Genomic DNA, 21254 nt, shown 5'->3' on the forward strand with positions numbered 1-21254 from the left:
CCGGGATTCGGGAGTGGGGATTGGGGATTGGTCGCGGATGCCGCCATTGCGCGGCTGGCATCCGGTCGCCTTGCTCTGGTTGTCTTCGATCGTTTCACTGCTGTCTCTCTCCGCTCGCGGGACCCGCTGTTGCGAATCCCGTATCCCAAATCACCAATCCCTGCCTGTCAGCTGATCGTCCCGACCAGCTTCAGCCGCTTGTCTTCCGGTACCTCGCTGTAGGACAGCACCGACAGCGAGGGGACGCTGTGGCGGACCAGCCTGGCCAGCGCGGCGCGGACTTGCGCCGGGACCAGCACCACCGCCGGTTCGTTGCGGGCTTCCTGCTTGCTGACGCATTCGGCCAGGCTCTGGTGCAGTCGCTCGGCCAGGCCGGGTTCCAGCGCGGCACCGTTGCCTTGGGTAGAGTCTTGCAAGACACGTTCCAATTGCGGGGCCAGGGTGAACACCGGCAGTTCCGCCGACATTCCGGCGATTTCCTGGACGATGAAACGGCCCAGCGCATTGCGCACCGCCGCGGTCAACGCGCCGGGTTCCTGACTCTGCGGGGCGTGCTCGACCAGCGCCTCGACGATCTTGCGCAGCTGCCGCACCGGGATCTTCTCGATCAGCAGGTTCTGCAACACGCGCACCACCACCGACAGCGGCAGCGCCTTCGGGGTGAGGTCCTCGACCAGCTTCGGCGCGCTCTTGGCCAGGGTGGCCAGCAGCTGCTGCACCTCTTCGTGGCCGAGCAGTTCCGGGGCGTGCTCGCGGATCAGGTGCGACAGGTGGGTGGCGATCACGGTGGCCGGGTCGACCACGGTGTAGCCCATGGTCTCGGCCTGGGCGCGCTGGTGCGGCTGGATCCAGATCGCGTCCAGGCCGAACGCGGGGTCCTTGCCGGCGATGCCGTCGATCTTGCCCAGCGCGCCGCCCGGGTCCAGCGCCAGCTCGCGATCGGGGTGGATGTCGGCGGTGGCCACCGGCACCCCGTGCACCAGCAGGCGGTAGGCGTTGGCCGGCAGCTCCAGGTTGTCGCGGATGTGCACCGGCGGGATCAGGAAGCCGATGTCCTGGGTCAGCTTGCGGCGCACGCCCTTGATCCGTGCCATCAGCTCGCCGCCCTGGGCCTTGTCCACCAGCGGGATCAGCCGGTAGCCGACCTCCAGGCCCAGCGGATCGATCGGGCGCAGTTCGTCCCAGCCCAGTTCGGCGTTGGCCTGCGCGCCGGCGCTGGCCGCCTGCTGCGCCGGATCCGGCTTGGCTTCTTCCGGCAGCAGGCTGCGCTTCCACATCTTCCAGGCCAGCAGGCCCAGGATCAGCGCCAGCGTCAAGAAAGCGACGTTGGGCATGCCCGGGACCAGGCCGACCAGGCCCATGATCGCCGCGGCCACCGCCAGCGCCTTGTGCTGGCCGAACACCTGGCCCATCATCGAGGCGCCCATGTCCTGCGAGCGCGAGGCGCGGGTGACCAGCATCGCCACCGCCGAGGACACCAGCAGCGCCGGCAGCTGCGCCACCAGGCCGTCGCCGATCGACAGCAGGGTGTAGGTGGACGCGGCCTGCGCCACCGGCATGCCGTGCTGCAGGACGCCGACCGCCATGCCGCCGATCAGGTTGATGAACAGAATCAGGATGCCGGCGATGGCGTCGCCGCGGATGAACTTGCTGGCGCCGTCCATCGAACCGTAGAAGTCCGCTTCCTCGCGCACCTCCTCGCGCCGGGCCTTGGCTTCCTCGCGGGTCAGCAGGCCGGCGTTGAGGTCGGCGTCGATCGCCATCTGCTTGCCGGGCATGGCGTCGAGGATGAAGCGCGCGGTCACTTCCGACACGCGCCCGGCGCCCTTGGTGATGACCACGAAGTTGATGATGGTCAGGATCGCGAACACCACGATGCCGACCGCGTAGTTGCCGCCGATCACGAACTCGCCGAACGCCTCGATGACCTTGCCGGCGGCGCCGTGGCCGTCCTGGCCGTTGATCAGGATCACGCGGGTGGAGGCCACGTTCAGCGCCAGGCGCAGCATCGTGGTCATCAGCAGCACGATCGGGAAGATGCTGAACTCCAGCGGCCGCTTCACGTAGACCACCGCCAGCAGCACCATCAGCGAGATCGCGATGTTGAAGGTGAACAGCGCATCCAGCACCGGCGCGGCCAGCGGCACCACGACCATCGCCAGCATCGCCATCACGATCACCGGCGCGCCCAGGCCGTGCTTGATCATGTCCATCATCTTGCGCGTGTTCATCTGCGCGGCAGGCTGGCTCACGGCTTGCTCCCCGGGGCGAATTCATCGACCTCCAGCGGCGGCAACGGCGGCATCGGCCCGCTGCGCCAGGAGCGCAGCTGGTAGACGTAGGAGAGGATCTGGGCCACCGCCGAATACAGTCTCACGGGAATTTCCTTGCCGAGTTGCCCTTCCCGATACAAGGCGCGTGCCAAAGGTGGCGCAGACACCACTGCGACGCGGTGCTGCTCGCCGATCTCGCGGATGCGGAAGGCCAGTTCGTCCACGCCCTTGGCGACCACGGTCGGCGCGCGCATGCGGCCGCTCTCGTACTTCAGCGCCACCGCGTAGTGGGTGGGGTTGACCACCACCACGTCGGCGCTGGGCACCGCCTCCATCATCCGCCGCTGCGACAGCTGCATCTGCATCTGCCGGATGCGGCCCTTGACCTCGGGGCTGCCCTCGCTCTCCTTCATTTCCCGGCGCACTTCGTCGCGGGTCATCATCAGTTTGCGGGTGTAGTTCCACTTCTGGTACGGCGCGTCGATCGCCGCCAGCAGCGCCAGCGCGCCGGCGGTATACAGCAGCAGGTGCAGGGTGAAGCCCAGGCCGTCGCCGATGGCGGTCTCCAGCGGTTGCCGCATCAGGCTGCGCAGGCCGTCCACGTTGTTGGAGATGCACAGCGCGGCGGCGCCGCCGACGAAGCCCATGCGCAGCATCGACTTGAACAGTTCGGCCAGGCTTTCCGGGCCGTACAGCCGGGTCAGTCCGGCCATCGGGTTGAGCCGCTCGAACTTGGGGATCAGCGCCGCCCCGGAGAAGCGCAGGCTGCCCATCAGGATCGGCGCGACGAAGCCGGCCGCGACGCAGATGCCGACCAGCGGCAGGGTCACCCACAGCAGCCCCAGCAGCAGTTCGCCGAAGTGGCCGAACAGCGCGTCCGGGTTGTCGTGCAGGCGCGGATCCGGGCGCAGCGCGCCCTTCATCCAGTTCGCCGCGCCGGCCGCCAGCGAGCCGGACATCCCCATCAGGGCGAAGATGCCGGCGCTGAACACCGCCGCCGTCGCCAGTTCGCGCGAATGCGGGATGTTGCCCTGCTCGCGCGCCTCGCGCAGGCGTTTTTCGGTCGGTTGTTCGGTTTTTTCGGTGCCTTCTTCGTTTTCGGACATGACGGTGAGGCGTGCCGGGCAGGGGATTCAACCCAGCCTCTTGCAAGGACCGTACCGTTCGCTGCACGGCCGCGCCGCGTCTCCGCCGCGGCGCCTCTGCCTAGTCCTGCTGCAGTTCCACGCGATTGCGTCCCAGGCGCTTGGCCCGGTACAGCGCCTCGTCGGCACGGGCCAGCAACTGCTGCAGGCTCTCGCCCGGCCGGTACCAGGCCACGCCGATCGAGGCGGTGACCGCCAGGCTCTGCGTGCCGACCCGCAGCGGATGCCCGGAGACCGCCACGCGCAGGTCCTGCAGCCGCTCGTGGGACGGGATCGGCAGGCCGGGTAGCACGCCCAGCAGTTCCTCGCCGCCGTAGCGGCCGATCAGGTCCGATTCGCGCAGATTGCTGTTCAGGCGCTGCGCGACCTTGGTCAGTACCGCGTCGCCGATCAGGTGGCCGTGCGTGTCGTTGATGCGCTTGAAGTGGTCCAGGTCGATCATCGCCACCGCCAGCGGCCAGCCTTCGGCCAGGCTGTGCCGCATCTGCGCGGCCAGCGCATCGAGGATGCCGGCGCGGTTGAGCAGGCCGGTCAGGGAGTCGTGCGAGGCCTTCACCGCCAGCGCGGCGCGGGCGATCTCCAGTTCGCGCTTGTCGTGCTCCAGTTCCTGGGTGCGCAGCGCGACCAGGTCGGCCAGGTGGCGCTCGCGCTGGCGCAGGCGGCCCTCGCGCCAATGCAGCGCGGCGATCGCCAGCCCACCGCCGAGCAACGCGTACAGCGCCAGCATGGTCTGGCTGCGCCACCACACCGGCGCCACCGAGAACGCCACCCGCACCGGCGCCGAGGCGCTGTGCCGGTAGGCGTCGAGCAACTGCAGTTCGAACGTGTAGTCGCCCGGCGCCAGCGGCGGATGCTCGATCTCGAAGTTGGGCGTGTAGATCCAGCGCGTATGCGCGCCTTCGAAGCGGTAGCGCAGCGAAACCCGGTTGCGGTCGTCGTACAGGTCCGGCGATCCGGCCTCGATGTGCAGCGGCTCCTCGTTCCAGGGCAGGCGCGCGCCGGCCGCGATCGGATGGCCGCCGCGGCTGAATTCGCTCAGCATCACCCCTGGCGCGTTGGCCTGGAACAGGCGCGGCGGGGCCAGGATATGGCTGACGCCTTTGCTGGTACCGATCCACACCGAGCTGTCGTGGTCTTCGAAGAACGCCGATTCGGAGATGTCGTCCCACAGCAGCCCCTGCGACTGGGTCAGGCGCGACCAGCGGCGGCCGTCGTAGACGTCCACGCCCTGGTTGTGGCCGATCCAGATCCAGCCGTTGCGGGTGCGCCGAATCAGGTAGATCTGCAGTTCGCGCTGCTCGGGCTGGGCGCTCGGCCGCAACTGCAGGGTGTCGCCGTCGAGCCGGCCCTGCCACACGCCCGGGTTGTACAGCGCGGCCCAGACCTGGCCGTCTTCCTGGATCAGCAGCTTGCTGACCCACGGCTGCGCCGGCTTGCCGTCCAGCTGCAGCCGGATCGGGGTCCAGGTGTCGCCGCGCAGCCGGAACACGCCGGCCGCGCCGGCCAGCCACAGGGTGCCGTCGCGGCGCTGCTGGATGTCCGAGTACTCGCCGGCGGGCAGTGCCTGCACCCGCTGCGGCACGTCGTCGGACTGCGGCCGCTGCAGCAGGTACAGCCCATCCGCGGCGAGGATCCAGATCCGGCCGTCGGCATCCAGGAACACCCGCCTGATCGAGCCGCCCAGGCGCGGATAGCTGCGCAGCAGGCGGCCGTGGCGATCGTGGTGGCGCAGTTCGCCCAGCGAGCCCAGGCTCCACAGCGATCCGTCCGCCGCGATCTGCAGGCTGATGACCTGCAGCCCGGCATCCGCCAGCCAGGGCTGGAAGCGCTGGTCGGGACGGCGTTGGCGGTTGATGCCGGCTTCGTTGCCGAGCAGCAGCGCGCCGTCGCCGTTGCGCAGGATGCTCCAGGTCGGCGCGGTGCTCATGCCTTGCGAGACGTCCCAGTTCTCGATCCAGCCGTAGCCGTTCCAGCGCACCACGCCTTCGCCGTCCACCGTCATCCACAGGTCGCCGGCGCGGTCGAACAGCAGCACCACGATGCCGCCGTCGGGCAGGCCGTTGCTGCGGTCGAACTGGCGCCAGTGGCCATGTTCCCAGCGCGCCAGGCCCTGGCCGGTGCGGACCAGCACGCGCCCCTGCGGATCGAGCAGGATCTGCGCCTGGCCGACCACCTGGCGCTGGCCGGCGCCGGGCGGGGGCCGCGCGACGAAACGCTCGGCCGCGGCCGGCAACTGCATCACGTGGTGGTCGCCGCGCAGCCACAGCGCGCCGTCGTGGTCGCGCACGACATGGCGCCAGCGATCGGGCGGCAGGCCCTGCGCCTGGCCGTAGACCGTCACCGAACCATCGGCGGCGACCCGGCACAGCTCCTGGTCGCAGCCCAGCCACAGCGTGTCGGCTTCGCTCTGCGCCGCAGCGAGCTTGCCGAGCTGCGGCAGCCGCGCCAGGGTCGCCGCGTCGAACAGCGGCCGCAGCCGCCAGCGGCCGTCGCTGGCGGGCACCGCGCGCAGCGCCTGCTGGCCGTTGAGCAGCACCATGCCCCAGGGGGCGCTGGCCAGGCGCAGCTTGTTCTTGTGCAGCGGTCCGGTCTCCTGCGTGGTCAGCCGGCGCAGTTGGGTGCCGTCGCCGACATAGAGCGCGTCGAAGGTGGCCACCCACAACCGGTGCTCGGCGTCCTCGGTCGCGGCGCTGATGAAATGGCCGCGCTGCCCCTGCAGCGGCACCTGTTCGAAGCGATGGCCATTGAAGCGGTACAGCCCGCTCTCGGTGCACACCCACAGGCTGCCGTCGCCGGTCTGCAGCAGGCAGGTGTCGGCCAGGCCGAGCAGGCCCTGGTCGTGGGCGTAGCGGCGCAACGGAATCGACTGCGCACGGGCGACGCCGGCCGACAGCAGTTCCAGGGCCAGCCACAGCAGCAGGGCCTGCAGCGGCCACAGGCCGCGCCGGCGCGCGCGCATACCGGGCCCCTCAGCCGCCGCGTGTGCCGCGGCAGTCATCGGCGGGGGCTGGCAGGAAATCCGACATCGCGTGCGGCACCGGGCAAGAAGTGGAGAAGGAGCGCGACCGTTGCGTGCCGTGGTCGCAGCGGTCGGCGGCCGTGGCGCTGCGCGCGCGGCGCGTCGCTCGCTGTCTGTTATCGGCCGCGCCGCGGCTGGGCTTGAGCCGGCGCCGCTCAGCGCGGCACGCTGGCTCCCAGGGCCGGGTCCAGATGCAATTCGATCCGGTTGCGGCCGCCATGCTTGGCCCGGTACAGCGCGTCGTCGGCGCGGCTGAGCAACTGTTGCACCGACTCGCCCTCGCGGTACCAGGCCACGCCGATCGAGGCGGTGACCTCGAGCAGGCCGGCGTCGGTGAGGAACGGGGTGGCGCCGATCACCTGGTGCAGGGCGCGCAGCCGGCTCTGCGCCGGCGGCGACAGGCCCGGCAGCACCGCCAGCAGTTCCTCGCCGCCGTAGCGGCCGATCAGGTCGGCACCGCGCAGGTTGGCGTTCATGCGCCGCCCGACCCGCGCCAGCACCGCATCGCCGATCAGATGGCCGTGCTGGTCGTTGATCTGCTTGAAGTGGTCCAGATCGATCATCGCCACCGCCAACGGGCTGCCGTCGTCCTGGCAACGCTGGATCTGCACCGCCAGCGCGTCGAGGATGCCGACGCGGTTGAGCAGGCCGGTGAGGTCGTCGCGCACCGACTTCAGCGCCAGCGTGGCACGCGCCTGCTCCAGTTCGCGCTTGTCGTGCTCCAGTTCCTGGGTGCGCTCGGCGACCAGGCGCGCCAGGGTGCGCTCGCGCACCAGCAACTGCTTCACCCGCCAGCGCCAGACCACGGTCAGCAGCAATGCCGCCGCCAGCAGGTACGCCATCCATGCCAGCGGGCTGCGCCACCACGGCGGCATGATCGAGAATTCCAGGCGCACCAGGTTGCTGCGGGTGCGCTGGCGTTCGTCCAGCGCCTGCACCTCCAGCGCGTAGCGGCCGGGCGAGAGCAGGGTGTAGCTGAGATGCGCCTGCTGGGTGCCGGCCCATTGCTCCTGCAGGCCCTCGAGGCGGTAGCGGAAGCCGATGCTGTCGCTGCCGCCGACCGCGCCGGGGGCCGAGAAGGCGAACTCGATCGGCTGCTGCGACCACGGCAGCTGTGCGCCGGCGGTGACCGGTTTGCCGGCGCGGGTGGCGCGCAGCAAGCGCAACTGCAGCGGGCGCACGGCGAACAGCCGCGCCGGGTCCAGGATCTGGCTGACGCCCTTGCTGTTGCCGATCCACACCGAGCCGTCGCTGTCCTCGAAGAACGCCGATTCGGAGGTGTCGTCCCACAGCAGTCCGTCGGCCTGGGTGACCCGGATCCAGCGTCCGCCCGACCACAAATCCAGGCCCTGGCTGCTGCCGACCCACAGCCGTTGCTGCCGGTCCTGGCGCAACACGTAGGGCACGATCCGCGCCAGCAGCGGGTCGTCCACCTTGCGCAGCGACAGGCTGGCGCTGCGCGGGTCGAAGCGCCCGCGCCAGATCCCGACATCGTCGAACGACAGCAAGGCTTCGTCGCTGGCGTCGATGCTGAACTTGTCCAGTTCCGCATCCGGCAGCGCGGCGCCGCGCAGGCGGATCGACTGCCAGCCCTGCGCCTGGCGCAGGTACAGGCCGTTCTTGCCGACCAGCCAGAGGCGGCGGCGCGCATCGCAGCCGCCGCCGACGAACTGGTCGCGCGGCACGTCGCGCGCCGGCCGTGCGCTGGATTCGCCCGGCGGCAGCAGGAACATGCCGCGGGTGGTCAACAGCCACAGCGTGCCGGCGTCGTCGAAGAACATCCATTTCAGCGCCGACAGCACCTTGGTCCGCTCCAGCATGCGGCCGCTGCCGCGATCCAGCTGCAGCACCCGCCCGGACGACTGGCCCAGCCACAGGCTGCCGTCGGCGGCATCGATCAGTTGCACCGTCTGCCGCAACGCCTGCCCGTCGCGGTCGGTCAGCGGCAGCATGCGCCCGCTGTCGGCGTCGAGCACGTTGGCGCCCATTTCGCTGCCCACGTACAGGCGGCCGTCGCCGCGGCTGCGCAGGATCGACCAGGTCGGCCCGGTCGCCAGTCCCTGCGGTTCCTCCCAATGCTGGATCAGCCCGTAGCCCAGCCAGCGCTGCACGCCGCGGCCGCGGGTGCCCATCCACAGGCGGCCTTGGCGATCGCTGAGCATCGGGGAAATGTTGGCCGCCAGCGCGCCCAGGCCCTGCGCACGCTCGAACGCGCGCCAATGCCCGCCTTCCCAGCGCAGCAGGCCGGTGTCGCTGCGGGTCAGTACGCGGCCGGCGGCGTCCTCGACCAGGTTGATGCCCACCGCCATGGTCGACAGGCTGCTGCCCGGCGGCGGCGGCCGCTCGGCGAAGCCCGCCGCGCCGGCGGGCCAGGCCAGCACGTGGTGGATGCCGCGCGCCCACAGCGTGCCGTTGCGGTCGCGCAGCAGCGCCAGCCAGCTGTCGTCGGGCACGCCCTCGGCGCGGCCGAGCCGCTGCAGGCGGCCTTGCGCGTCCAGCCGGCACAGCTGGCGGCCGCAGCCCAGCCACAGCGCCTCGCCGATCGCGGTGACGCTGGAGATCTCGGCCAGCGGCGCGCCGTCGGCGGTGCGCAGCGGCGCGACCTGCCAGCCGCCAGCGGCGCCAGCGGCGATCCGCAGCGGCTGTTTGCCGCTCAGCGCCACGATGGCGTCGCCGAACGCCGCCAGCGATTGCCCCTGGTCGATCCGCAGGCGGCGCCCGTCGGCGCCGGGCACGGCGGCGAAGCGGCGCCCGTCGCCGACGTACAGCGCATTGGACGTGCCGACCCACATGCGTTGCCGGCGATCCTCGGCGATCGAATAGACCAGCGGACTGCCGAAGCCGGCATCGGTGCCGACCTGTTCGAAGCGTTCGCGCTCGTAGCGGTGCAGGCCCAGTTCGGTGCAGGCCCAGACCACGCCGTGCCGATCGGCGTACAGGCAATTGATGCTCAGGCCCTGCAGGCCGTCGGCCTGCGCGTAGTCGCGGAAACTGTATTCCTGCGCCGGGGCGGCGCCGACGCAGGCGCATAGCGCGAGCAGGGCGGCGAGCCGCCATGCGATGCCGCGCGACGGGGAGGGCGACAGCGGCGGGTGGCTGTTCGGCACGGCGATGACTGGCGTCCCCGGAAGGCGCTGCGCGGCGGTAAGTGCTGCACGCGCAACACCGTTGGAAAGGATATCGGCGCAGCCGCACGGGGCTTGAATGCGCAAGGCCCGGCAGCGCGCCTGCGCCCGCGTAGTCTAGGCGGTGACCTGCCGGGCGGCGTCAAAGGCGGCATCGAACAGGCGCTGCACCGGCGGCCCCATCTCGCCGACCAGCACCGCCAGCAGCGCCAGGCCGATCACCACCGCCACCGGCAGGCCGAGCTGGATCGGATTCAGCGCCGGCGCGGCCTTGGCCAGCGCGCCGAACGCCAGGTTCACCGCCAGCATCGCCACCATCACCGGCAGCGCCAGGGTCACCGCGCCGCGCATCATGCTCATGAAGAAATCCGGCGCCACCGAGGCCATCGCCTGCGCATCCGGCAGCGCGTTGCCGATCGGCAGCGCCTTGTAGCTGTCCACCAGCAGCTGCACCACGGCGAGGTGGCCGTTGGCGGTGAAGAACAGCAGGCCGAAGGCCAGGTAGAACCATTGCCCGATCACCCCGGAGGTGACCCCGCGCAGCGGATCGGCCATCTGCGCGAAGCCCAGGCCGGTGCTCTGCGAGACCAGTTCGCCGGCCAGCGCGCCGGCCTCGAAGATCAGCCGCAGCATGAAGCCCATGCTCGCGCCCACCGCCAGTTCGCGCGCCACGCTCAGCACCACCGCGGCGTCGAAGCCGTTCCAGTCCGGCACCGGCGGCAGCAGCGGCGCCAGCGCCATCGCCAGCGTCGCCGCCAGCATCACCCGCACCCGCGCCGGCACCGCGCGGGTGCCGACCAGCGGCATCGCCATCAGCATCGCGCCGATGCGCAGCATGGTCCACAGGATCGCCCCGACCATGGCGAAGGCCTGCTGGCCATCGATGACCATTTGCGTTGCGGAATCCATGGCGCCGGCGGCCCGCTAGCCGATCAGATGCGGAATGCGCTGGAACAGCATGGTGGTGTATTCGACCAGGTGCGCCAGCAGCATGCTGCCGGTGGCGAACAGCATCGCGGTCAGGGTGATGACCTTGGCGATGAAGGCGATGGTCGGTTCGTTGAGCTGGGTGGCGGCCTGGAACACGCCGATCACCACGCCCACCACCAGCATCGACAGCAGCAACGGGCCGGCCACCCACAACACGGTGATCAGGCCGCCGCGCAATTCGGTCAGGGCCAATTCGGGACTCATCGGCTCAGACTCCGTTGAAGCTGGCGGCGAGGGTGCCGACGGTCAGCACCCAGCCGTCGACCAGCACGAACAGCAGGATCTTGAACGGCGCCGAGACCAGCATCGGCGACATCATCATCATGCCCATCGACATCAGCACGCTGGCCACCACCAGGTCGATGATCACGAACGGGATGAAGATCAGGAAGCCGATCTCGAACGCGGTCTTCAGCTCCGAGGTCACGAACGAAGCCACCAGCACCGGGAACGGGATCGCGTCGGGGCTGCTGTAGGTGCCGTTGCCGGCCATGCCGGCGAAGGTCATCAGGTCGGCCTCGCGGATCTGCGCCAGCATGAACGCGCGCAGCGGCTGGGTGGTCAGGGTCCACGCGGTCTGGAAGTCGAGCTGGCCGTTGAGGTAGGGGCTCATGCCCTGGCCCCAGGCCTTTTCCCACACCGGCATCATCACCAGCGCGGTCAGGAACAGCGCCAGGCCCATCAGCACCTGGTTGGATGGGGTCTGCCCGGTGCCCATCGCCTGGCGCAGCAGGCCGAGCACGATGGTGATGCGGGTGAACGCGGTCAGCACCAGCAGCATCGACGGCAGCAGGGTGATCGCGGTCATCAGCAGCAGGGTCTGCAGCGGCAGGCTCACCGGCTGCGCGCCGACCTTGCCGACGTTCACTTCCGGCAGCGAGGGCAGGGTCGGGGCGGCGTTCTGCGCGGCCGGCGCGGCGGGCGCGGTCGGCGCGGCCTGGGCCCAGCCCAGCGCCGGCAGCAGGCTCAGCGTCAGCAGGATCAGCAGCAGGCGCAGGCCGCGCGCATAACGGTTCCAACGAGGCAACATGATCATTTGTCCTTGCGCAGCTTCTGCGCCAGCAGCTGGGCGAAATCGGGGAGGTTCTTGAGCTGCTTGAGGTTCGGCAGCGACGGCGCCGGCACCTGCGGCAGCGGCTCGGGCAGGCGATGCAAGGTGCGTACCCCGCCCGGCGACACGCCCAGCAGCAACTGCTCGCCGTTGACCTCGACCACCACCACGCGCTCCTTGGCGCCGACCGCCAGGCTGGCCACCACGCGCAGGCCCTCGGCCGGGCGGAAGCCGCTGCCGGGCAGGCGCTTGAGCACCCAGGCCATGCCCAGGATCAGCCCCAACACCAGCAGCAGCGCGAACACCGCGCCGATCAGGCTGGGCGGCGAGGGCGCGGCGCTGCCGACGCCCGAGGCCGATTTGGCCGCCTGGGTGGCGGCCGCGAGCAATAGGCTCACCGCAGTCTCCGGATGCGTTCGCTGGGGCTGACCACGTCGGTCAGGCGCACCCCGAAGCGGTCGTTGATCGTCACCACCTCGCCGTGCGCGATCAGGGTGCCGTTGACGTACACGTCCAGCGGCTCGCCGGCGCCGCGCTCCAGTTCCACCACCGAGCCCTGGTTGAGCTGCAGCAGGTTGCGGATCGGGATGCGGTTGCGCCCGACTTCCAGCGACAGCGTCACCGGCACGTCCAGGATCATGTCCAGATTCAGCTCGTTGCCGTCGCTGCCGGTTTCCGGCTGCAGGCTGTCGAACTGGGTCGGGACCGGCTCGGGGATTTCGTTCTGGCTCATGACGCGTCTTCCTGAAGGGCGGGGCGGCGGCGCAGCGCGCCCGGGGGTTGGGTCGAAGTGATCTTCACGGCGTTCTGGCCGCGGGAAATGCCGAACTCGCCGGTGAACACCGGGATGTTCTCCACGCACAGCGGCACTTGCTTGGGCAGCTCGATCGGCAGCACGTCGCCGATCTTCAGCCGGGTCAGCTCGCGCAGGGTCATCTGCTTCTGCGCCAGCACGCTGGAGATGGTGACCTCGGCGGTGTTGAGTTGCTCGCGCAGCATGATGTTCCAGCTCTCGTCGCGGTCCACGCGGTCGCTCTGGATGCCGGCGTCGAGCAGTTCGCGGATCGGCTCCAGCATCGAGTACGGCAGGGTGATGTGGATCTCGCCGCCGCCGCCTTCCAGCTCCACGTGGAAGCGGCTGACCACCACGTACTCGCGCGGGGTGACGATGTTGGCGAAGTGCGGGTTGACCTCGGAGTTGAGGTACTCGAACTCCACCTCCATCACCGGCGCCCAGGCCTCGTGCAGGTCGGCGAAGGTCTGCTTGAGCATCAGCTGGATCACCCGCATCTCGGTCGGGGTGAATTCGCGGCCTTCGATGCGGGTGGGATAGCGGCCGTCGCCGCCGAAGAAGTTGTCGACCACGGTGAACACCAGGGTCGGTTCGAACACGATCAGGCCGGTGCCGCGCAGCGGCTTGAACTTGATCAGGTTCAGGTTGCTCGGCACGTACAGCGAGTGCATGTAGTCGTTGAACTTGATCAGGTCGATGCCGCGCACCGACAGGTCGGCCGAACGCCGGATCAGGTTGAACAGGCCGATCCGCCACAGCCGCGCGAAGCGCTCGTTGACCATCTCCAGGGTCGGCATGCGCCCGCGGATGATCCGGTCCTGGCTGGAGAAATCGTACTGGCGCGCTTCGCCGGGCGCCGGCGGCGCCGGTCCGGTGTCCACCGCGCCGGCATCGACGCCATGCAATAGCGCATCGATCTCGTCTTGGGAAAGCAGGTCGGTCATCGCGGCGGCGCCTTACTGGGTCACGAAGCTGGTGAACAGCAGGTCTTCCACGCACTTCTTGCCGGTCTCGGCGGTCATCAGCTTCTGCGCGTCGGCCAGCGCCGCGGCCTGCAGCTTCTTGCGCCCGGCGATGTCGGCGATGTCCTGCGCCTGCACCTGCGAGAACAGCATCAGCAGGTGCGCGCGGATCGCCGGCGCGTTCTCGGTGATCAGCTTCAGCTCTTCCGGGTCGCGGGTCATCAGCTGCACTTCCATCTGCAGGTAGTGCGGGCCCTCGTCGGGGCTGCCGTTGAGATTGACCACGAACGCCGGGTCCATCGCGAAGTACTGCGCCGGCTTGGGAAGTTCTGCGGTCTTGGCCGCGGCCTTGCCATGGGCGGCATCGGGCTTCTTCAGGAAGAACCAGGCGCCGGCGCCGCCGCCGCCCAGCACTAGCACCGCGGCGATGACGATGATCAGCAGCTTCTTCTTCGACTTGCCGCCCTCCGGTGCCTCTTTGGCATCCTTGGCGTCGGCGGATTTCTTGGATTTGTCGGCTGCTGCTGCCACGGATGGGCTCCTTAAGGGGGGACTCTGCCCCTAAGGATGCAATCGGCGTGCCGAAACGGCGGGATGGACTCGCCGGATATTTGACGGTGGCTGCGACGGCCGATGGATGCGGCTTTTTGTGGGACGGAGTTCAACCCCGACGGGCTTGATCGGCGACCCGCGTCGGGGCTGACGCCCCTCCCACAGGCAGCGGTTGCGGCCGAGGCCGCCGCGATGCTGCGGTCGGCTTACGCGTAGGCGTCGAGCAGGCCGCGCTGGCGCAGCACCACCGACGGAATCCCGACGTTGCCCAGCAGCTCGTCGCCAACGCCGCCGCCGGCATTGCCGGCGTTCGACCCGCTGCCTTGGCGGGCGTTCTGCGAGGCCTGCTGTTGCTGCTGGCCGACGTCGGCCTGGCCGAGCTGGAAGCCGTGCTGGCCGAGCATGTCGCGCAGCCGCGGCAGGCTGTTCTCCAGCGCCTGGCGCACTTCGGGCTGGGCGCTGCTGAAGCTGGCGTTGACCTGGTCGCCGTTCAGATGCAGGCGCACCTCGACCGGGCCCAGGTCGGCCGGGCTGAGCTTGATGTGCGCGTGGCCGATCTTCTGGTCCGCCAGCCAGCTCATGCGCGCGCCGAGTTCGTCGTCGAAGTTGTCGCCGTGCAGGTTCGGGGTCGGGGTCGGCGAGCCGGTGAACGGCGCGGCGGTGTCGGCGCTGCGCGCCGGCGCGTGGATCCCGGCCGTGGCCAGCAGGTTGATCGGATCGGTGCCGGTGCTGGCCGCATCGCTGCCGCTGTCGGCGCTCTTGTCGGTGGCGGTCGCCAGCGCCGCCAGTGCGGCGACCGGGGCCGTGGCATCGCCGCCGCTGGCGGCCTGCGCCGCGGCCCCGGCGACCTGCGCCAGCATGCCGCCGAAGCCGGTGGCGCTGGCGCCGCTGTTGGCCGCGGCGGTGGCCGGCGCGGCGGCGGTCGCGGCCGCACCGGCGGCGGCGGTATCGGCGCCGGCCGCCGCGGCCAGGGTGTCGCCGCCGAGCAACGCGGCCACGCCCTGGGCGGCGGCGCCGGCGACGCCGATCGCCAGCCCGGCCGCGCCCAGCGGGCCGGCGCTCGCCGCCGGCAGCGCGGCAGCGAGCGTCGGCAACAGGCTCATGCCGATGCCGGCCAGGCCCGCCGGCGGCCAGCCGGCGTCTTCCTCGCCGTCCTCGCCTTTCTTGGCGGCGGCCTTGCTGTCCTTGCTCGGCGCCTTGCTGTCCTCGCTGCTCTTTTCGCTGTCGCGGGCGGCCTGGTTGCCGGCCTGCGCGCTGCGCGCCGGTTCGCTGGCGTTGTCGTCCGCCGCCTCCGGCCGCTTCGCCGCCGCGTCCTTGTCGGCGGATGCCTGCTGCGACTTGGCGCTCGACCGCGGCGCCGGCTTCGGCGCGGCGCGCGCGCTGTCGTTGCCTAGCAGCTTGTCGAAGTCCTGGCCGCCGCTGCGGTCGCGGCCCTGGGTGTCGGCGCTGTTGCCGGAGGCGCTGGCGCGGGCGTTGCCGCCCAGCGCGGAAAGTGCGTTGCTCATCGGCTGTCTCCGTTGTCGTTGTCGCTGTCGGCCGCGGCCACCGCCAGGCGCACCCGGCGCGCGCCGAGGTCGTCCATCTCGCGCTGGCTGCGGCGGTCGTCGACCTTGCGTTCCTGGGCGCGGTAGCTGGCCGCCAGTTGTTCCAGTACCTGCTTGTCGCGGCTGGCCAGCAACAGCCGGCTGCGCTCCATTTCCACCTTCTCGCGATTGCGGTCCACGGTCTGGCACTGCTGCTGCACCGCGCTTTCCAGGCGATCCAGGAACGCGCGGCGGTTGGCCAGTTGCGCCAGGCTGGTCGCGGCCATCTGGCTGTTGGCGTATTCCTCGGCGTAGCGGCGCAGTTCTTCCAGCCGCGACTCGTGGGTCTCCAGCGCGCGCTGGCGCTCGGCCAGGTCGCGGGCGACCTCGTCCTCGTGCTGCTGGGCGCGGCGGAGCAGGGGATCGATACGCTGTGATTGCATCATGGCTTAGTTCTCACGTTCGACCAGGCGCTTCAACGCGGCCTGGCTGTGGGGCAGATCTGCGGCCTTGGCGACATCCTGTCCGAGGAATTCCATGATTTCGGGCCAACGCTCCAGCGCCTCGTCCACGGCCGCATCGTTGCCGCGCTGGTAGGCGCCGATGGTGATCAGGTCGCGGTTGGCCGAGTACGCCGAGACCAGCCGCTTCAGCGCGCGGATGCGCAGCCGCCACGGCTCGTCGGCGATGTCCTGGACCACGCGGCTGACCGAGGATTCGACGTCGATGGCCGGATACAGGCCGCTGTCGGCGACGCGCCGCGACAACAGGATGTGGCCGTCGAGGATGGCGCGGGCGGCGTCGGCGATCGGATCCTGCGGATCGTCGCCTTCGGTCAGCACGGTGTAGAAGGCGGTGATCGAGCCGCGGCCCTTGGCGCCGTTGCCGGCGCGCTCGACCAGCGCCGGCAGCTTGGCGAACACCGACGGCGGGTAGCCGCGGGTGGTCGGCGGTTCGCCGACCGACAGGCCGATCTCGCGCTGCGCCTGGGCGAAGCGGGTCAGCGAGTCCATCAGCAGCAGCACGTTCAGGCCCTGGTCGCGGAACCATTCGGCGATCGCGGTGGCGCGGTAGGCGCCGTGCAGGCGCGCCAGCGGCGGGCGGTCGGCCGGCGCGGCCACGACCACGGCGCGGCGCAGGCCTTCCTCGCCCAGCGTGGTCTCGACGAAATCGCGCACTTCGCGGCCGCGTTCGCCGATCAGCCCGACCACGATCACGTCGGCGGCGGTGTAGCGGGTCATCATCCCGAGCAGGGTGGACTTGCCGACGCCGGAGCCGGCGAACAGGCCCACGCGCTGGCCGCGGCCGATCGGCAGCAGCGCGTTGATCGCGCGCACGCCCACGTCCAGCGGCATGGTGATGGGCTCGCGCGCCAGCGGATTGATCGAGATGCCGGCCATGCCGACCGAGCCTTCGGCGCGGATCGGGCCCTTGCCGTCCAGCGGCACGCCGTCCGAATCGATGACCCGGCCGAGCAGGCCTTCGCCCACTTCCACGCCGCCGCGGCGGCGCACCGGCACCACCCGCGCGTTGGGCAGCAGGCCATGGGTTTCGGCGCTGGGCATCAGCGAGGTGCGTTCGCCGGAGAAGCCGACCACTTCGGCATCGACCCAGCCGCCGTCGACCTCGACCTTGCAGGTGGCGCCCATCGGCGCCTCGCAGCCGACCGCTTCCAGGGTCAGCCCGACCGCGCGGCGCAGGATGCCTTCGCGGATCAGGCCGCGGCCGGCGGCGGCGTCCAGGTCGAGCTGGCCCAGGCGCGAGGCCAGGCGCAGGTTGCGCGCGTCCAGCCAGTCGGCCGGATGGGTGCCGGACAGCGCGCTCACAGGCCGGCTCCGGACTTGCGCATCACCGTCTCCAGCGCCGCGCGCAGGCGCGCTTCCAGGGTGCCGTCGATGCGCACCGCTTCGGCATGCACGCGCAGGTCGCCGCGGCTCAGGGTCAGGTCCGGCACCAGCCGGGTGCCGTCGGCCATCGAGGCCAGCAACGGGGTCAGCGCGGCGATGTCGTCCGGATGCAGGCGCACCTCGACCTCGCGGCGCGCGCCGCCGACCGCGTCCAGCGCTTCGCCGACCAGGTCCGCCAGCAGCGCCGGATCGGCCTCGTAGGCGCGGCCGACCAGGCTGCCGGCGATGCGCACCGCCAGTTCGCCGAGCGCGCCGACCACTTCGTTTTCCAGCCGCGCCAGCGGCCGCGAGAAATTGTCCAGGATGCCTTCGATCTGCGCAGTCAGGCGGCGGATCTCGGCCTGGCCCTGGGCCAGGCCCTCGCTGTGGCCGCGCTCGAAGCCTTCGAGCTGCGCGGCCGCCTCGATCGCCTGGATGTCTTCCAGGCTGGGCGGACGCAAGACCGGCTCTTCGGGCAGGGCGTCCTCGAACTGCGGCTCGGGTACCGGCGCGGCGTTGAGCTCCGGCGCGAACCAGCGCACCACGTTGCCGCTCATACCATCGCCTCCGCACCGGCGCCGCCGAGGCTGATCACGCCTTCATCGGCCAGCCGGCGCACGATGGTGAGGATTTCCTTCTGCGCGCCCTCCACGTCGGCCAGGCGCACCGGACCGCGCGCTTCCATGTCCTCGAGCAGGATTTCGGCGGCGCGCTGCGACATGTTCTTGGTGATCTTCTCGCGCACCTTGATGTCGGCGCCGCGCAGGGCCAGGCCGAGGCGGTCGCCGCTGACTTCGCGCAACAGGGTCTGCAGCGCGCGGTCTTCCAGTTCGACCAGGTTGTCGAACACGAACATCAGGTCCTGGATGCGGGTGCTAAGCTCGGCGTCGATCTTGCCGATCGCCGCCAGCACGCCCTGGTCCTGGCCGCTGTCCATGAAGTTGAGGATGTTGGCGGCGACCTTGACCCCGCCGACGTTGGACGACTTCAGGCCCTGGTTGCCGGAGAACTGCCGCTCCATGATCTCGTTGAGTTCGTTCAGCGCGTTCGGCGGGATGCCGTCGAGGGTGGCGATGCGCATCAGCACGTCGGCGCGCACGCGCTCGGGCAGCAGCTTCAGCGCCTCGGCGGCCTGGTCGCTGTCCAGGTGCGCCATGACGATGGCGATGATCTGCGGGTGTTCGTTGCGCACCAGGTCGGCGACCGCGCGCGGGTCCATCCACTTCAGCGTGTCCAGGCCGGTGGTGTTGCGGCCGAGCAGGATGCGGTCGATCAGGCCGCCGGCCTTGTCCGCGCCCAGCGCCTGCACCAGCACGTTGCGGATGTAGTCGTCGGCGCCCACGCCCAGCGAGGTCTTGCTGCCGAGTTCGTTGTTGAACTCGTCCATGACCTTCTCGACCTGGTCGCGCGAGATGCCGCTCATGGTCGCCATGGCGATGCCGATCTTCTGCACCTCCTTGGGGTCCATGTGCTTGAGCACCTCGGCCGCGTCGGCTTCGCCGAGCGACAGCAGCAGCACCGCGGCGCGCTGCACTCCATTGATTGCACTGGCATCAGGCTTCACTGGCGACCCATCCCTTCACGACTTGCGCGACACGCTTGGAATCCTGCTTGACCGCTTCGCGGGCCAGGCGCAGACGCTCTTCGTAGGCGTCGGGCAGGGCGATCGCGGGACGGCTGCCGCCGGCGATGCTGGCCGTGTCTTCGGCCATCGACGGCAGCAGCGGGTCGTCGTCGTCCAGCATCGACACATTGGCGTTGTGCGGCTCGGACTTGTCCTTGCCGGTGTTCTTGGCCGGCGCCGGGCCGGCGATCTGGCGCAGCGCCGGGCGCAGCACGCCGAACAGCAGGGCCAGCACCACCGCCGCGCCGAGCAGCAGGCGCAAGCCGTTCATCACCCGCGGATCTTCCCACCAACCGGGCTTGTCCGCCGCTTCCGGCGCTTCGCGCACGAACGGCGCATTCATCACCGAGACGGTGTCGCCGCGCTCGGCGTTGAAACCGACCGCCTGCTTGACCAGGCCTTCGATGCGGGTCAGCTCGGCGGCGCTGAGCGCCTGCTCGACCATCTTGCCCTTGGCGCCCGGCCGCGGCACGTGGTCGACCAGTACCGCCACCGACACGCGCTTGATCCGGCCCGGCGGCTGCCGGGTGTGCTGCAGGGTGCGGTCCAGCTCGTAGTTGCGGGTGGCGCTCTTGGAGGTTTCGGTCGGGGTCGCGGCGGCCGCCTGCTGCGTGTTGGCCGGGGTCGCGCCCGGGGTGCCGGCGGCACCGGGCTGGCCGGGCGCGGCGGCGCCGGGCGGCGAATTGCTGGTCGCGCCGGGCACGCCCTGCGGGCCGGCCGCCGCCATGCTGCTGTCGCTGACCTGCTCGCTGCGCAGCTTCGGCGGCTCGCCGTTGTACAGCTCGCGCGCTTCCTCGGTGACCGAGAAGTCCATGTCCACGCTGACTTCCGGGTTGACCCGGCCGGGGCCGGTCATCGGCTCCAGCAGTTCGCGGATGCGCTGGTTGTAGGAGCTTTCCTGGCGCCGCACCTGCTCGAACTGGGCCGCATTCAGGGCCGCGTCGCTGTTCGGGTCGGCGATGGTCAGCATGCGCCCGCTCTGGTCGACCACGGTGACCCGCTCCGGGGTCAGGTCGGGGATGCTGGAGGCGACCATGTTGACGATCGCATCGACCTGGTTGCGTTCCAGGGTGGTGCCGCCGCGCAGTTCCAGCACCACCGAGGCGCTGGCCACGTCGCGCTGGCGGGTGAACGCGCTGGGCTTGGGGATGGCCAGGTGCACCCGCGCCTCGCGCACCGGGCGCAGGCTGGCGATGGTGCGCGCCAGTTCGGTCTCCAGCGCGTGCTGGTAGCGCGCGTTTTCGACGAACTGGCTGACGCCGAAGCCCGGATCCTTCTCCATGACCTCGAAGCCCATGTTGCCGGTGTCGGTCAGGCCGGAGCCGGCCAGCTTCAGCCGCGCGTCGTAGAGCTTGTCCTCCGGCACGGTGATCGCGCCGGTGGTCTGGTCGAGCTTGAACGGGATCTGCGCGGTGCGCAGCAGATCGGTGGCCTCGGCCGTGCCCTTTTCGTCCAGGCCGGTGTACAGCGGGGTGTACGCGGGCTTCTGCGACCAGAAGAACACGAACAGGCCCGCGGCCACCGCCACGGCGATCATCGCCATCAGCCCGATGCGGCGGGTGATCTGCAGGCTCTGCAGGCGATCGAACCAGGCGCCTGCCTTTTCGCCGCTGAGAGTGTCTTTGCTGAGCGCAAGAGCCATCGTTGTCTACCTTACAGCGGCATGTTCATCACGTCCTGGTACGCCTGGACGAGTCGGTTGCGGACTTCCACGGTGGCGCGGAACGCCACCTGGGACTGTTGCGCGGCCATCATCACCTTGGCCAGGCCGGCGTTGGGGTCGCCCATTTCGAACGCCTTGGCCAGATCGCCGGCCTTCTGCTGGGTGTCGTTGACGCCGCTGATCGCGCTGCGCAGGGTTTCGCTGAAGCTCGGGGCCTGCGTGCCCTGGGTCCCGGTCAGGCCTTCGATCGCATTGCTGCGTCCGGCATCGGCCACCTGCGCAGGCGCGGCCTGGCCGACCTGGCTCTGGTAGCTGCGGATCTGCGAGAGGATGGAACTGATGGAGTCGCTCATACGGGGATGTCCATGCCGGGGCGGCTACCCGGGATGGATGCAAGCGGTGTGCCGAAATCCGGCGGGTGCCGATCGGCTACCCGGAAGGACGGGCGAACGCATGGCCGCATCGAACGACACGAAGCGTCGCCCTTACCCTCATCCGCCCCTTCGGGGCACCTTCTCCCGGGGGAGAAGGGAGGCGCGCGCCGTGCGAGGGCAGGCGGCGGCGTCGGCTTCCCGACGCAGCCCGGCCGCGGTCGTCGCTGCCCTGGTGACGGCCGATTGACGCGCCGTGCCGGCCCGGGTCCTGGAC

General features: G+C 70.4%; 18 protein-coding genes. All 18 read right to left on the reverse strand.

The genetic code is table 11. From position 1 onward, the window contains the following. Nucleotides 1–167: 167 nt before the first annotated feature. The 18 genes from flhA to fliE all read right to left on the reverse strand — a co-directional run bounded on the left by flhA (nucleotide 168) and on the right by fliE (nucleotide 20959). On the reverse strand, nucleotides 168–2231 hold the full coding sequence (gene flhA, locus HDC36_RS03580) for a flagellar biosynthesis protein FlhA (protein WP_179565589.1): 2064 nt from the start codon (nucleotides 2229–2231) through the stop codon (nucleotides 168–170). A 17-nt stretch (nucleotides 2232–2248) separates the two neighbouring features. Then, nucleotides 2249–3379: a flagellar biosynthesis protein FlhB gene (flhB, locus tag HDC36_RS03585; protein ID WP_179564494.1), complete on the reverse strand. Its 1131-nt coding sequence runs from the start codon at nucleotides 3377–3379 to the stop codon at nucleotides 2249–2251. Nucleotides 3380–3479: 100 nt separating this feature from the next. After that, nucleotides 3480–6377 carry a ligand-binding sensor domain-containing diguanylate cyclase gene (locus HDC36_RS03590; RefSeq protein WP_255432575.1) on the reverse strand — a complete coding sequence of 966 codons (2898 nt, stop codon included), beginning with the start codon at nucleotides 6375–6377 and terminating at the stop codon, nucleotides 3480–3482. A gap of 215 nt (nucleotides 6378–6592) precedes the next feature. Then, nucleotides 6593–9544 carry a diguanylate cyclase gene (locus HDC36_RS03595; protein WP_343204313.1) on the reverse strand — a complete coding sequence of 984 codons (2952 nt, stop codon included), beginning with the start codon at nucleotides 9542–9544 and terminating at the stop codon, nucleotides 6593–6595. 135 nt (nucleotides 9545–9679) lie between these two features. Further along, a complete protein-coding gene (gene fliR, locus HDC36_RS03600; protein ID WP_179564498.1) occupies nucleotides 9680–10471 on the reverse strand; it encodes a flagellar biosynthetic protein FliR in 792 nt (263 codons plus the stop codon). Between the two features lie 15 nt (nucleotides 10472–10486). Further along, a complete protein-coding gene (locus HDC36_RS03605; RefSeq protein WP_145708136.1) occupies nucleotides 10487–10756 on the reverse strand; it encodes a flagellar biosynthetic protein FliQ in 270 nt (89 codons plus the stop codon). Between the two features lie 4 nt (nucleotides 10757–10760). Then, nucleotides 10761–11582 (reverse strand): flagellar type III secretion system pore protein FliP, encoded by an 822-nt coding sequence (fliP, locus tag HDC36_RS03610; protein WP_179564500.1) that lies wholly within the window; start codon nucleotides 11580–11582, stop codon nucleotides 10761–10763. A gap of 2 nt (nucleotides 11583–11584) precedes the next feature. Next, the gene (fliO, locus tag HDC36_RS03615; protein WP_179564502.1) at nucleotides 11585–12001 is read right to left on the reverse strand and encodes a flagellar biosynthetic protein FliO; all 417 of its coding nucleotides are present in this window, start codon (nucleotides 11999–12001) and stop codon (nucleotides 11585–11587) included. Next, nucleotides 11998–12336 (reverse strand): flagellar motor switch protein FliN, encoded by a 339-nt coding sequence (fliN, locus tag HDC36_RS03620; protein WP_179564504.1) that lies wholly within the window; start codon nucleotides 12334–12336, stop codon nucleotides 11998–12000. The genes fliO and fliN overlap by 4 nt, the downstream gene beginning before the upstream one ends. Next, the gene (gene fliM / locus HDC36_RS03625) at nucleotides 12333–13340 is read right to left on the reverse strand and encodes a flagellar motor switch protein FliM (RefSeq protein ID WP_179564506.1); all 1008 of its coding nucleotides are present in this window, start codon (nucleotides 13338–13340) and stop codon (nucleotides 12333–12335) included. Before fliM ends, fliN begins: the two co-directional genes overlap by 4 nt. A 12-nt stretch (nucleotides 13341–13352) precedes the next feature. Then, nucleotides 13353–13889, reverse strand: coding sequence for a flagellar basal body-associated FliL family protein (locus HDC36_RS03630; protein WP_179564508.1), 537 nt, complete (start codon nucleotides 13887–13889; stop codon nucleotides 13353–13355). Between the two features lie 227 nt (nucleotides 13890–14116). After that, nucleotides 14117–15415 (reverse strand): flagellar hook-length control protein FliK, encoded by a 1299-nt coding sequence (locus tag HDC36_RS23420; RefSeq protein ID WP_179564510.1) that lies wholly within the window; start codon nucleotides 15413–15415, stop codon nucleotides 14117–14119. Continuing rightward, entirely contained in the window at nucleotides 15412–15879 is a 468-nt protein-coding gene (gene fliJ / locus HDC36_RS03640; RefSeq protein WP_179564511.1) for a flagellar export protein FliJ, read from the reverse strand. The genes HDC36_RS23420 and fliJ overlap by 4 nt, the downstream gene beginning before the upstream one ends. A gap of 3 nt (nucleotides 15880–15882) precedes the next feature. Further along, a complete protein-coding gene (locus HDC36_RS03645; protein WP_179564512.1) occupies nucleotides 15883–17259 on the reverse strand; it encodes a FliI/YscN family ATPase in 1377 nt (458 codons plus the stop codon). Continuing rightward, nucleotides 17256–17876: a FliH/SctL family protein gene (locus tag HDC36_RS03650; protein ID WP_179564513.1), complete on the reverse strand. Its 621-nt coding sequence runs from the start codon at nucleotides 17874–17876 to the stop codon at nucleotides 17256–17258. The genes HDC36_RS03645 and HDC36_RS03650 overlap by 4 nt, the downstream gene beginning before the upstream one ends. After that, nucleotides 17873–18862 (reverse strand): flagellar motor switch protein FliG, encoded by a 990-nt coding sequence (gene fliG / locus HDC36_RS03655; protein ID WP_179565591.1) that lies wholly within the window; start codon nucleotides 18860–18862, stop codon nucleotides 17873–17875. Before fliG ends, HDC36_RS03650 begins: the two co-directional genes overlap by 4 nt. Before the next feature lie 10 nt (nucleotides 18863–18872). After that, nucleotides 18873–20585, reverse strand: coding sequence for a flagellar basal-body MS-ring/collar protein FliF (fliF, locus tag HDC36_RS03660; protein WP_179564514.1), 1713 nt, complete (start codon nucleotides 20583–20585; stop codon nucleotides 18873–18875). 11 nt (nucleotides 20586–20596) lie between these two features. Next, entirely contained in the window at nucleotides 20597–20959 is a 363-nt protein-coding gene (gene fliE, locus HDC36_RS03665; RefSeq protein WP_179564516.1) for a flagellar hook-basal body complex protein FliE, read from the reverse strand. Between the last annotated feature and the right edge of the window lie 295 nt (nucleotides 20960–21254).

It is taken from the genome of Xanthomonas sp. JAI131 (genome assembly GCF_013410075.1).
GTDB lineage: Bacteria > Pseudomonadota > Gammaproteobacteria > Xanthomonadales > Xanthomonadaceae > Xanthomonas_A > Xanthomonas_A bonasiae.